The sequence below is a fragment of the Pseudanabaena biceps PCC 7429 genome, from assembly GCF_000332215.1.
In the GTDB taxonomy this organism is placed as follows: domain Bacteria; phylum Cyanobacteriota; class Cyanobacteriia; order Pseudanabaenales; family Pseudanabaenaceae; genus Pseudanabaena; species Pseudanabaena biceps.
Genome location: NZ_ALWB01000171.1, coordinates 1 through 11,717, shown reverse-complemented (window position 1 = coordinate 11,717; position 11,717 = coordinate 1). Strand labels below are relative to the sequence as shown.

Annotated in this window: 14 protein-coding genes and 2 pseudogenes; 14 read left to right on the top strand and 2 right to left on the bottom strand. The window is 38.6% G+C overall.

Features of this window, described 5'->3' with window-relative positions; translation table 11 throughout:
- Positions 1-122: pseudogene (locus PSE7429_RS28225) on the top strand (IS1 family transposase); the annotation flags it as partial.
- A gap of 2 nt (positions 123-124) precedes the next feature.
- Here PSE7429_RS28225 and PSE7429_RS16810 read toward each other — a convergent pair.
- The gene (locus PSE7429_RS16810; protein ID WP_009628482.1) at positions 125-703 is read right to left on the bottom strand and encodes a caspase family protein; all 579 of its coding nucleotides are present in this window, start codon (positions 701-703) and stop codon (positions 125-127) included.
- Positions 696-1,094 (bottom strand): hypothetical protein, encoded by a 399-nt coding sequence (locus PSE7429_RS16805; protein WP_009628481.1) that lies wholly within the window; start codon positions 1,092-1,094, stop codon positions 696-698. The genes PSE7429_RS16810 and PSE7429_RS16805 overlap by 8 nt, the downstream gene beginning before the upstream one ends.
- Before the next feature lie 312 nt (positions 1,095-1,406).
- On the opposite strand from PSE7429_RS16805, the gene pruA reads away from it, so the two are divergent.
- The 13 genes and pseudogenes from pruA to PSE7429_RS28020 all read left to right on the top strand — a co-directional run.
- Positions 1,407-4,451, top strand: a complete 3,045-nt coding sequence (gene pruA / locus PSE7429_RS16800; RefSeq protein WP_009628480.1) for an L-glutamate gamma-semialdehyde dehydrogenase — start codon at positions 1,407-1,409, stop codon at positions 4,449-4,451.
- A 79-nt stretch (positions 4,452-4,530) separates the two neighbouring features.
- Positions 4,531-4,989: a DUF29 domain-containing protein gene (locus PSE7429_RS16795; protein WP_009628479.1), complete on the top strand. Its 459-nt coding sequence runs from the start codon at positions 4,531-4,533 to the stop codon at positions 4,987-4,989.
- Positions 4,990-4,995: 6 nt separating this feature from the next.
- The gene (locus PSE7429_RS16790; protein WP_009628478.1) at positions 4,996-5,466 is read left to right on the top strand and encodes a DUF29 domain-containing protein; all 471 of its coding nucleotides are present in this window, start codon (positions 4,996-4,998) and stop codon (positions 5,464-5,466) included.
- Positions 5,467-5,528: 62 nt separating this feature from the next.
- Complete coding sequence (locus PSE7429_RS16785; RefSeq protein ID WP_009628477.1) at positions 5,529-6,068, top strand: hypothetical protein; 540 nt, start codon at positions 5,529-5,531, stop codon at positions 6,066-6,068.
- Positions 6,069-6,075: 7 nt separating this feature from the next.
- A complete protein-coding gene (locus PSE7429_RS16780; RefSeq protein WP_009628476.1) occupies positions 6,076-7,137 on the top strand; it encodes a hypothetical protein in 1,062 nt (353 codons plus the stop codon).
- Between the two features lie 46 nt (positions 7,138-7,183).
- Positions 7,184-7,381, top strand: coding sequence for a hypothetical protein (locus PSE7429_RS16775; protein WP_009628475.1), 198 nt, complete (start codon positions 7,184-7,186; stop codon positions 7,379-7,381).
- Positions 7,382-7,442: 61 nt separating this feature from the next.
- Complete coding sequence (locus PSE7429_RS16770) at positions 7,443-7,685, top strand: DUF433 domain-containing protein (protein ID WP_009628474.1); 243 nt, start codon at positions 7,443-7,445, stop codon at positions 7,683-7,685.
- The gene (locus tag PSE7429_RS16765) at positions 7,669-8,040 is read left to right on the top strand and encodes a DUF5615 family PIN-like protein (RefSeq protein WP_009628473.1); all 372 of its coding nucleotides are present in this window, start codon (positions 7,669-7,671) and stop codon (positions 8,038-8,040) included. Before PSE7429_RS16770 ends, PSE7429_RS16765 begins: the two co-directional genes overlap by 17 nt.
- Before the next feature lie 255 nt (positions 8,041-8,295).
- Positions 8,296-8,652 (top strand): type II toxin-antitoxin system RelE/ParE family toxin, encoded by a 357-nt coding sequence (locus PSE7429_RS16760; RefSeq protein WP_009628471.1) that lies wholly within the window; start codon positions 8,296-8,298, stop codon positions 8,650-8,652.
- A gap of 2 nt (positions 8,653-8,654) precedes the next feature.
- A complete protein-coding gene (locus PSE7429_RS16755; RefSeq protein WP_009628470.1) occupies positions 8,655-8,948 on the top strand; it encodes a helix-turn-helix domain-containing protein in 294 nt (97 codons plus the stop codon).
- 153 nt (positions 8,949-9,101) lie between these two features.
- Positions 9,102-9,935 (top strand): TdeIII family type II restriction endonuclease, encoded by an 834-nt coding sequence (locus PSE7429_RS16750; protein WP_009628468.1) that lies wholly within the window; start codon positions 9,102-9,104, stop codon positions 9,933-9,935.
- A gap of 23 nt (positions 9,936-9,958) precedes the next feature.
- Positions 9,959-11,518 carry a DNA cytosine methyltransferase gene (locus PSE7429_RS16745; RefSeq protein ID WP_009628467.1) on the top strand — a complete coding sequence of 520 codons (1,560 nt, stop codon included), beginning with the start codon at positions 9,959-9,961 and terminating at the stop codon, positions 11,516-11,518.
- Between the two features lie 36 nt (positions 11,519-11,554).
- Positions 11,555-11,717, top strand: a pseudogene (locus PSE7429_RS28020) (IS1/IS1595 family N-terminal zinc-binding domain-containing protein); the annotation flags it as partial.

Below are 11,717 nucleotides of genomic sequence, written 5' to 3'. Positions count from 1 at the left end.
CTAGACTAGTTAGAAAGACCTTATCCTTTTCTAAGAAGTTGGAAAATCACATTGGGGCCATTTGGAATTTTATTCATCATTACAACACTTCTTTACCTCCGTGTGCGTCCTTTCCTTTTTAGGACTACCAGGAATATTGACGGTTACGCTGGAATAAAAAGATAACGGGAAAAGTAAGCTCCTTATCCTCATAGGATTTTTGCGTTGAAGTCGAAGAAGTCAACACCACACTTCCCTCCACCTCAAGCTGTGGCTTCAGATTGATATCCACACTCTTAGCTAGCCAACCCTCCGCAAACGCCCCACTATAGCAACAGTCCAAAATTAAAACATGCTGACGTTGGTAGCTGCGATCGCGCATGATTCCATGAATAAAACTCGCTGATACCGCCGTAGACCGAAAAGTATTCTTGCTAGTGCGGCGCGTTGCCAGATATAAGCGATCGCTATCATCCGTAATCCCATGCCCCGAAAAATAGAGCAAACACAAATCGCCCTTTTGACAACTTTGAAATAAGCGATCGATCGCCGTTTGCATTGCCTCCAAATCAGGATCGATCAGCTTCTTGACCTCATCAAAAGCACTAAGCTCAGGATCTTGCAACACGCGCAACATCGCCGCCACATCCTTCGGTGCAGCCGCAAGAGGTGGCAAACCCGCCTCATACTGACTCACCCCAATCAGGAGAGCCTTCTTAGCCATTGGCGACATCTCCACTCAAAAGCGCTTGCAATTCTGCGGCTACTTCCTTGGCTTGGGCGATCGCCTTTTCGCCAGTGCCTTCGATCGTTACTTCGCGATCGCCAACTTTGACATGTACCTTAATCGGTTTCTCTGCAAATTTCTCGCCCACAAACCCAAAAAATTTAACCAAGTTGCCAAACTTAACCTCAGCCGTCAGCACCCCAACTAGCTTATCTAGCCCACCTTTGCTCCCTATCTCAATATTTAGGTCATCACTGCGTTCTACAGTCTCAGCATCACCCTGCTCTCGTAGCTGTTTTAGCAATTTTTTTGCAAATTCTTGGCGTTCGTATTGATCCAAACTGGGATCGTCTAGGGCAAAAGTAACTTCAACTAACGACTCGCTCACAGCAAAAGCTCCAAGAATAATTTCTAAAAACCACTATAAACTGAAATTTAATTATAGTAGAGTACTACTTTTAGGATTTTCTAATAAGTATAACTAGGTTGCAAGTATCTGCGATCTGCATAATATTACGCCTCTTTCTGTCATGACTTCTCTACAATTCAACTTGAAATTTAAACTATAGCGATCGCTGCTAAGCATTGTATAGAGCGAATCAGTCCCTCTAAATTTCTGACTTTAACTAAAAAAGCTTAAGATAAGTTCAGGATGGTTACTAGCTATACTGATTGATTGCAAGGTTTATGGATTACAGCAGTGGTTAGCCAAACACAGCGAGCAAATACAAGCTCTAACAACAAATTTGATACTTCCCTTGATCTCTCAAAATATGAAGCCAAGACTCAGGAAATCGCGAAGAAGATTTTAAGTGGCAATGAGAAAGGTTCTTTTTGGTCGAAATTATCTCAGCTTAAGGATGAATTGCGCCTTGATGACAAGCTCATGGCTTGGACGATGGAAAATGAAGGCTTACGAGTGCAATTATTTAGATTGATCGATTGCTTGCCAGCATTGCAGAGCAAAGCTGAAATTGCGCGACATATGCAGGAATATCTCGCCAGTGATGCGGTGGAAGTTCCTGCTTTACGTGCCTTATTGAATTTCAGTACCGACAATCCCAATTCAATTCCTGCAACCGCAGCAGCAACTACCCTCTCGACCGCAGTGGCAACCCTCGCTAAACGCTACATCTGCGGTGAGAACTTATCAGAAGCAACTAAATCCATTGAGAAACTGCGGCGCGATCGCTTTGCCTTTACAATGGATTTGCTCGGTGAAGCAGTGATTAGTGAAGTGGAAGCAGGTGAATATCTCAATCGCTATATTGGCATGATGGAGGATTTGTCGAACAAGGCAAAGAATTGGGGCTTGATCGATCAGATTGATAAAGCCGATGGAGAAGAACTTAAGCGCGTGCAAGTTTCTGTAAAACTTAGCGCTTTTTATTCCCAATTCGATCCTTTAGATCCAGTAAAAACGACCGAGAAAGTCAGCGAACCTGCCAGAATTCTACTGCGTAAAGCTAAAGAGTTAGGCTGTGGTATCCATTTTGATATGGAGCAGTATGAGTTCAAATCGCTCACATTACAAATTCTCAAACAAGTTTTAATAGAACCAGAATTTCGCGATCGCACAGATGTAGGAATTACACTACAAGGCTATTTGCGCGATAGTGAGCAGGATTTACGCGATTTAGTGGAATGGGCAAAGTTGCGTGGTAAGCCTGTGACGGTGCGCCTAGTCAAGGGAGCCTATTGGGATCGGGAAACGATTCGTTCCTATCAACAGGGTTGGGCTATTCCCGTATTTTCCGATAAAGTCTCCACTGATGCCAATTACGAGCGCTTGATTCAAATTCTCTTAGAAAATCATCAATATCTCTATGCGGCGATCGGTAGCCATAATGCGAGATCTTTAGCCAAGGCGATCGCCATTGTCCAAACCCTGAATATCCCCAGTCGTGCTTTTGAAACTCAATGTCTCTATGGGATGGGTGACAAGTTTGCTAAGGCGATCGCGGATATGGGATATCGGGTACGTGTTTACTGCCCCTTTGGTGATTTAATCCCCGGGATGTCTTATCTGATTCGCCGCCTGTTGGAGAATACTGCCAATAGTTCCTTTTTAAGAATTAGTGGTGAAGGTGTTGATATTAGCAAACTAATTGCTGCGCCTGTGATGACGGAACGGGATACGAATTACAATGGCGCACCTGCTCTAAATATCTTTGATGGCTTTGTCAATTCTAGCGATCGCGACTATGCGATTAATGATGAGAGGGAAGCCGCCCAAACTGCTTTACAACAAGTTCGCCGCCAACTTGGTAAAACCTATTTGCCGATCATCAATGGTCAAGCGGTAGAAACGGAAACCTATATCGAATCCGTTAATCCTGCGAACTCTTCGCAAGTAGTCGGCAAAATCGGTCTAGCCAGCATCGACCAAGCCGAAGAAGCCGTGAAGTCAGCAAAATCCGCTTTTGCGTCATGGAAGAAACTCAGCGCTAAAGAACGGGGTGATATTCTCCGCAAAGCTGCCGATATCATGGAAGAGAAGCGCGAAGAATTAATCGCGTGGATTTGCTGGGAAGTTGCTAAACCCATTCGCGAAGGTGATGGTGAAGTTTCCGAAGCGATCGACTTCTGCCGCTACTATGCTAAGGAAATGGAACGCCTCGAATCGGGCGTACAGCGCAATATTCCTGGGGAAGATAACACTTATATCTATCAACCTCGCGGCGTGGTGGTCGTGATTTCGCCTTGGAACTTTCCCTTTGCGATCGCTTTGGGAATGAGCGTAGCTGCGATCGCCGCAGGAAATACCGTCATTCTTAAACCCGCCGAACAGTCGTCAGTAATTGGCGCAAAGATTGCCGAAGTTCTCCAAGCCGCAGGTTTACCCACAGGCGTATTTACCTATCTTCCCGCCAAAGGTTCCACCGTAGGTTCCCATTTAGTCAAACATCCCGATGTCCATCTAATTGCCTTCACAGGTTCGCAACAAGTCGGCTGTCAAATCGTCACCGAAGCTTCCATTTTGCGACCTAAGCAGAAGCACATGAAGCGAGTGATTGCCGAAATGGGTGGCAAAAATGGCATCATCATCGATGAGAGCGCTGACCTCGATCAAGCCGTAGTAGGCGTAATGAATTCCGCCTTCGGTTTTGCTGGTCAGAAATGTTCCGCTTGTTCGAGAGCGATCGTTCTCGCTCCCGTTTACGATAACTTCATGGAACGCCTTGTAGAAGCTACGCGATCGCTAAAGGTTGGTGAAGCCCATCTCCCTGACACCAAATTCAGTGCTGTAATCGATGGAGCCGCCCAAAAGAACATTCTCAACTACATCGCCAAAGGGAAAGAGACTGCAAAACTTGCCTTTGAAGGAGAAGTTCCCAATCACGGTTTCTATGTACCACCCACCATCTTTAGCGATGTTGATCCTGACAGTGCGATCGCCCAAGAGGAAATCTTTGGTCCCGTATTGGCGGTAATCAAGGCACAGAGTTTTGATGAGGCATTGGCGATCGCGAATGGCACTAACTTCGCGCTCACGGGTGGCTTATATTCGCGAACTCCTTCCCATATCGAACGCGCCTATCGCGAGTTTGAAGTGGGCAATCTCTACATCAATCGCGGCATCACTGGCGCATTGGTAGATCGCCATCCCTTCGGTGGGTTCAAGCTAAGTGGTATCGGTTCCAAAGCTGGCGGACGCGATTATCTATTGCAGTTCCTAGAGCCAAGGTCGATCACCGAAAACACTCAGCGTCAAGGCTTTGCGCCTCTTGATGGGATTGAGTAATTAGATTCAGACAAGGGGCTTTAAGCCCCTTGTTCTTTGAGATATACTTGGTAAATGCTGTATCGCATCGCCTAAATCTATGACCCAGACTATTGAGCAAAAATCTACGCTATACGATCGCGATCTTAATTTATGGTTAGAAGAGGCGATCGCGAAGTTAAAAGCAGGTGATTTTCAGAATTTAGATGTCGAAAACTTAATTGAGGAGTTAGAAGGTTTGGCGGGTAGAGATAGGCGCGAATTAGAGTCACGTTTGACTAGATTGATTGAGCATATCCTCAAACGTTGTTATGTAAATCTGCCTGAGTGTTATCGAGGTTGGGAAATTACAATCGTTAATCAAAGGGCTGAATTAACTACACTATTAGAGCAGTCTCCCAGTCTGAAAGGTCATTTCTCACAGGTTTTTGACCGTGCTTTTGACACTGCTCTCAAACTGGTAAGGCTAGAATATCCTGACACTAATTTTCCTAATGTATGGCAATTTAGCCGAGATGCTAAGAAAGTTTTAAATTTAAATTTTTGGACAAGTGTTTAGAAACTTATGACCCAAACTATCGAGCAAAAATCTACGCTCTACGATCGCGATCTTAATTTGTGGTTAGAAGAGGCGATCGCGAAGTTAAAAGCTGGTGATTTTCAAAATCTAGATGTCGAAAACTTAATTGAGGAGTTAGAAGGGTTGGCGGGTAGAGATAGGCGTGAACTCAAGCGAAGATTGACGACACTGATAGAGCATATTCTCAAGCGTTGCTATGTCAAGAGTGAGTATGACTATGCGGGGTGGGTTGTCACAATTGTTAGGACTCGCAATGATATTCAAGATATTCTCGAACAGTCTCCAAGTTTAAAAGGCTATATCAATAGTCCTGAGTTATTCCAAAAAGCTTTTGATGATGCTTTAAAGGTTGTGAAGGCTCATCCAGATTATAAATCTGTAAATTTCCCTAAAATATGGCAGTTTAGCCGAGATATTGACGATATACTCAATCTTGATTTCTGGAAAGAAATTTAAATACACCTTTTGATGGAATTGATTAATTAGATAAGGCATACCCAAGAACAGGTAGAAATATAATGTCATCTGAATCTAGACAATATATAGAAGTTGCTGCATCGTTAGAACAACGAAAGGCTATGGCAGTGTTAGCCAAAGAGTTTACAAAAAAAGTTGCTGACAAAACATATAAACCTATTTTTGAGGAATGGTCACGCAACTATTTGATGCAAGAGAATAACCGAGTAGGTTATAAGGCGAAGTATTGCAGCATAGATCAAGAAATGGATAAGGAAATAAAAGATGCAATTGAGTATTTAAAAAATTGGATACCTCAAAATTTTAAGCCTTCAAAATCCGAACAAGATCTAAAGACACAAAATCAAATTGTAAAAAAAATTTTGAATTCATCTACAAACATGATTATCAAAATATGTACACGAGAACGAATATTAGTATATTACAAGCATTTAAATCCACAAGAAGGAGAGACACTTATTAATAAACTGATTAGTAGCAATAGATATAGCAATGACGTAGATATTGATGAAATTTATGAATATAAGGCTTTAATCTTGCAGTGGGCACAAAAAAAGATAGATATTAAAAATTTCAACTAAGATATTTATGAAAAAAGCTTTTTTGATAATTGATAATTCACATAGAGTCTTAATTGATGCTGAAGATGTAAAACATTCTGACTTTAGTAAAATATTTCAATGCCCTGAGTGTAACGCCACGCTCCATTGGAGATCAGGATTTACAAGAAATGGGAGTTTAGTTAATCCAGCATTTATTCATCCTAATGGCAATTTAGATGATTGTTCATTACGGGTTGATTTTTATATTAACTCGAAAAAGGAATTGTCAATCTTAGATAATTCATCAAGAGGTCAAAAAAGAAAGAAACTAGAGGCTTCTTTTCTACAATGTTTGCATCATTATCAATCAAACAATATTTCTGAAATCTATTCATTTGAACACTATCTATATTCTTTAAACCTAAAAAATAACTATAATTTACTGGCAGCTATAATTTTTTTAAATGAAGAATCTTTGCATAGACAAATTAGTGTTAATTCGAGAATAAATAAAGTACATCCAGACCCATTTTTATTGATACAAGCTGCCTCTAAAGTTATTGAATTAAGTCAATCTTATAGATACATAAAAAGCAAAATTATAGATTTTGAAAAACAATTGTTATCTCAGCCTTGCTACATGGATTATGTCATTTTTAAAAATGAGCAGACAAACAAAAATATTTCAGTGCAAGACCTTATTAAAACTCATTCTCAAGAACTAGAAGGGATTTTTAAATATATTCAAAGTAGTTCGTATGAAATGAAGAGAGATTTTCTTGCAGAAATAATATGGGGAGATTTACAGCTACCTTTAAATATTGATTCAATTTGGAATCCTGTAGAAATATCAGCGATTAGAGAATGTTTTGGTTTGAATATTTTAGAGGATATTCAAAAAATAAAGCTAAGAAGAGAGACAGGAATTAGAAATATATCCTGTTTCAGCGTTGATATGCTTAAAGAATTATGTAAAGATCCACTCCTTTCAAATAAATCCTTTTCAGATAACAGTTTTTTTCATTCATTTATCGAATTTATATTGTTAAAAATATGGGATTCAATTAAGTTTTATGATTGGTCATCATTACCTGAGTTTTATTCTTAGGAAGTAATCTTATTCTGATTTAATTACAATCGATAAATAAAAAATTATGATTAAAACTCAAATTTTAGAAGTAATCAAACAAATGCCAAATCGCGATCGCCTAGAGGTAATCGAATTTGCCTTAAAGCTGCTACGGCAAGACATAGACAAACCAGAAAAACTTAGCTTAAGGGAAACTGCCGAAATCATGCGCCCGTTCTATGCTGAAAATAGCAGCCTAACTGAGTTTGTGGATGAATTTTAGCGTTGTTTTGAATATTGATGACTAAAGCTAAAATAGTATCAAAAGTAGTTGAATAACACCTATGAAACTAGATCGCATTATTGTCAACCCTAAACGGATGAATGGACAGCCCTGTATTCGCAACCTCCGCATTACAGTCCGTCGATTAATGGAACTACTAGCAATCTACAGCGATCGCGCCGAACTATATCAAGAATTTCCAGAACTAGAAGAAGAAGACATTAGACAAGCACTAATTTTCGTATCATCTTATCTTGACGATCGCATCATTCAATTACCAAGCATCTATGAAACTGCTGCTTGATCAAGGTTTACCGCGATCGGCGGCGATATTACTACGAGAGTCAAATGTTGACGCTGTTCATGTTGGCGAAATCGCGATGTCTGAATCTGAAGATTTAGACATCATCACAAGAGCAGATCAAGACAATCGTATAGTTGTTACACTAGACGCAGATTTTCATACCTTACTTGCTCTAAATGAATTAACCTCTCCATCAGTCATTCGGATTCGGATTGAAGGTTTAAAAGCTGAGGCATTGAAAAAGTTATTGTTAGCAGTAATAATTGAATGTACCGAAGATTTACAAAACGGATCAGCCATCACCATTGACTCTAATCGCGTTCGCATCCGCAAACTGCCATTAATCCATAGTTGAATACTTCTCACCTAAATGCTGTATCGCATTGCCTAAACCTATGACTCAAGCCATTGAACAAAAATCCACGCTATATGATCGCGATCTGAATTTGTGGTTAGAAGAGGCGAATATGCCGGACAAGAGCGCTATAAGCTTCTTAACATTTTTACATTTTAATGTACCAAAAATGATACGATAGCAAAACCTAAATTAAATACTCACTTATTTACCACTTAATCTCTAACTTTTAAGGTTTTTTGCTGCAATTTTCCTATGAGCAATATTAAGAGAATTAAAGCAATCTTTTTCAAAACCGAATCTGGCAAAGAACCTGTTAGGGATTGGCTGATGACTTTATCGAAAGAAGATAGACAAAAAATAGGAGAAGACATTAAAACAATTGAGTTTGGATTTCCTATCGGAATGCCTACTTGTCGCCCTATGGGTAAGGGATTGTATGAGGTGCGTACTAGCCTTGAAAATACGATTACCAGAGTTCTGTTTTGTGTGGAAGGAGAGCAAATGATTCTTCTGCATGGGTTTACTAAGAAAACGCAAAAAACACCTAAAGAAGATTTAAATTTAGCTATCAAGCGCCAATTTGAGTTTAAAAATAAAGCTAGGAGTTAACCATGTCTAATAATTGTCATTTAGGTTCTGCTTTTGATGACTTTCTAGAACAGGAAGGAATTTTAAACGAAGTAACAGAAGTTGCGTTGAAGCGTGTTTTAGCTTGGCAAGTTGAACAAGCAATGAAGGAACGTGGCTTAACTAAATCCAAAATGGCGAAGTCTATGCAAACTAGCCGCGCAGCACTAGATCGCTTACTTGATCCTGAGTATGATTCAGTAACATTACGAACTTTAGATAAAGCAGCTAGGGCAGTAGGTAAAAGAATTAAGATAGATTTGGTTGATGTTGTCTAAAATATCCCCTAACTAAAACCTATGACCCAGACTATTGAGCAAAAATCCACGCTGTACGATCGCGATCTTAATTTGTGGTTAGAAGAGGCGATCGCTAAAAAAGTATTAAACTTAAATTTTGGGACAAGTCTTTAGGAACCTATTGATATTTGCATGGATAAACAACAAAGAATTGCTCAAGCTATAAAGGATGTCATATCTAAAATGATGGATCGAGTAATGGATCGTGTTCTAATTACCGATCCTTTTATCAAAGAAAATCATCGAGCCAACAAACCACTTTATGCAGCATTAGTGCCTGATGAAATTTTTAAAGGTTCACATTTTGAGAGAAGATTTGTAACTCCATTTGGTCTTGTATGGGAAAAGTTAGCTCAAGTTGTTGCCCTAGAAGCTCATGGCAATTGCCAAATGGGGCATACAATTAGTGGTACAGTTGCGCAAGAGAGTCTGAGAAGAATTCAAGAAGTATTAAATAAATTAGAACATAGCAAAGGAAAAAACAAAGTCAAACCTAATTGGAATGAAGAATTACAATATATTCAAGAAGGCGGTGGTAACCAGATTCCAGTAAGCGTAGTTTGTGATATTTTTATCCAGAATGAAGAAAATGGAAAGCGGTATGCCTTTGAGCTTAAAGCTCCATTACCAAATAGTGATCAAACAAAAGTAAGCAAAGAGAAGCTATTTAAACTTCTGGCAATGGAACCCAAGTTAGTTGATTACGCATACTTTGCCTTGCCATACAACCCTTACGGTCAGAAAGAAGACTATAAATGGGACTTTCCTATGCGATGGTTCAATATGCACGAAGATGAATCTGTATTAATAGGCGATGAATTTTGGGATCTGATTGGAGGGGAAGGCACTTACAACAATTTTATTCAGGAAGTCAATTCATTAGGAAAAGATTACAGAGAACGCATCTATCGTGAATTCTTAGGAATAGAACCACCTCCAGATTTTGACGAGTATTTGTTGAAGTAGAAAAATGTAAGAGGAGATATCAAATGCATAACGCTAAATTTACCTTTATTGATCTTTTTGCTGGAATTGGCGGCTTTAAAATGGCATTAAGTAATAATGGTGGTCATTGCCTTGGATTTAGTGAAATAGATAAAGATGCAATAAACACATATTGTGACAACTTTCAAGTTGAATCGAGTTACAACTTAGGAGATATTACTAAAATCAAAGAGTTACCTGATCACGACTTACTAACTGCTGGAGTTCCTTGTCAAAGTTGGTCTATTGCGGGTAAAAATTTAGGTTTTGATGATGATAGAGGACAGTTATGGAATGACACAATTTATCTACTTCAACAATCTCAGCCAAAAGCCTTTATTTTTGAAAATGTGAAAGGCTTAGTTGATCCGCGCAATAAAAAAGCTTTATCATACATTTTAGAAAGAATTCAAAAAGCAGGATATTACACTAATTACTTTGTGATTAACTCATTTGATTATGGCGTACCACAAAATAGAATTCGCATATACATAATTGGTTTTAAAGAAAAAAAGTACTTTGAAAGATTTACATTACCTAAATGTATTGACAAGAAGCTAAAACTTGGCGACATATTAGGTATTGAAACAAAAATCTCAACAGACAAAAGAATTATCCAAATGGACTTATTTGGAAATGTTGTTGAATCAAAAACAATGAGTCTTTCAAATACAAATGGGTTTAATGACTATTTTTTGTTTAATGATCTTAGAAATGGTCATACAACAATCCATTCATGGGATATTATTGACACCACTCAGCGTCAAAAAGATATTTGTTTGTTATTGCTTAAAAATAGACGTAAAAGCGCCTATGGGCAACTTGATGGTAACCCGTTGTCATTAGAACACTTTCAAAGTCTAGACTCATCTATTAATCAAGATGAAATTAATCAACTGATTGAATTAGCAATCTTAAAGTCCGAAGAGTACAGTTTTACTATAAAAGACTATAGTATTAGCAATTTAACAAAAGAAGAAGGAATACTACTTTCATTTGCAAACGATCACAAAATCATCATTGACAATTTAAATACTCAAAGGATATTTAAAACCGAGAAGATATCCATTGAAAAAACTATTGAATCTCTTAAGGGAAAAAGAATTATTGAATGTCATGAGGTTCGTTATGATTTTAAAAATACTAAGATAAGCACAGGATTATTTGGAGTGAATCGCATATTCTTACCAAGTTCCGACATTTTTCCAACTTTGGTGGCAAGTGATACAAATGATTTTATAACTTTAAATACTATAGAAGCCTCAAATCATGAGGAATTTAAAAACAAATTTATCCAAAAAATTTATAAGCCTAAAGCATTTAGAAGGATTACTAAAAGTGAAGCTTGTTTGATACAGGGATTTCCTAAAGATTTTAAGTTGCCAGAATCAAGAGCAAAATGGATGAAGTTAATCGGTAATAGCGTTTCAGTTCCTGTAATCGATAAGTTATGCAAAGCAATTATTGAAACTGGTGTATTTGAAAATAGGCAAACTATTAGTTTGGACAGTATCAATGATGAGAAAGCAGTTGTTTCTCTGGTAGTCCTAAAAAGGAAAGGATGAGGGAAAATATCTAGATGGTTGTTACAGATTAAAGCAATGTCAGAGTCAAGTCCATCAAGTCCATCATGTCCATCCTGCCAGTCCGTATCAGTAGGTTAAAAACGGTAGTACTCGGCATGGCAAAACAAAATTATAAATGTCGGGACTGTGGTCGTCAATTTGTAGAAAATCCACAGTGGCAGAGAGTTTCAGAGCGTAT

Coding starts and splice junctions, on each gene's coding strand:
- PSE7429_RS16745 (WP_009628467.1), top strand. CDS start 9,959: ATGCATAACGCTAAATTTACCTTTATTGATCTTTTTGCTGGAATTGGC.
- PSE7429_RS16750 (WP_009628468.1), top strand. CDS start 9,102: ATGGATAAACAACAAAGAATTGCTCAAGCTATAAAGGATGTCATATCT.
- PSE7429_RS16790 (WP_009628478.1), top strand. CDS start 4,996: ATGACCCAAACTATCGAGCAAAAATCTACGCTCTACGATCGCGATCTT.
- PSE7429_RS16755 (WP_009628470.1), top strand. CDS start 8,655: ATGTCTAATAATTGTCATTTAGGTTCTGCTTTTGATGACTTTCTAGAA.
- PSE7429_RS16795 (WP_009628479.1), top strand. CDS start 4,531: ATGACCCAGACTATTGAGCAAAAATCTACGCTATACGATCGCGATCTT.
- PSE7429_RS16810 (WP_009628482.1), bottom strand. CDS start 703: ATGGCTAAGAAGGCTCTCCTGATTGGGGTGAGTCAGTATGAGGCGGGT.
- PSE7429_RS16785 (WP_009628477.1), top strand. CDS start 5,529: ATGTCATCTGAATCTAGACAATATATAGAAGTTGCTGCATCGTTAGAA.
- PSE7429_RS16760 (WP_009628471.1), top strand. CDS start 8,296: ATGAGCAATATTAAGAGAATTAAAGCAATCTTTTTCAAAACCGAATCT.
- PSE7429_RS16765 (WP_009628473.1), top strand. CDS start 7,669: ATGAAACTGCTGCTTGATCAAGGTTTACCGCGATCGGCGGCGATATTA.
- PSE7429_RS16780 (WP_009628476.1), top strand. CDS start 6,076: ATGAAAAAAGCTTTTTTGATAATTGATAATTCACATAGAGTCTTAATT.
- PSE7429_RS16770 (WP_009628474.1), top strand. CDS start 7,443: ATGAAACTAGATCGCATTATTGTCAACCCTAAACGGATGAATGGACAG.
- PSE7429_RS16775 (WP_009628475.1), top strand. CDS start 7,184: ATGATTAAAACTCAAATTTTAGAAGTAATCAAACAAATGCCAAATCGC.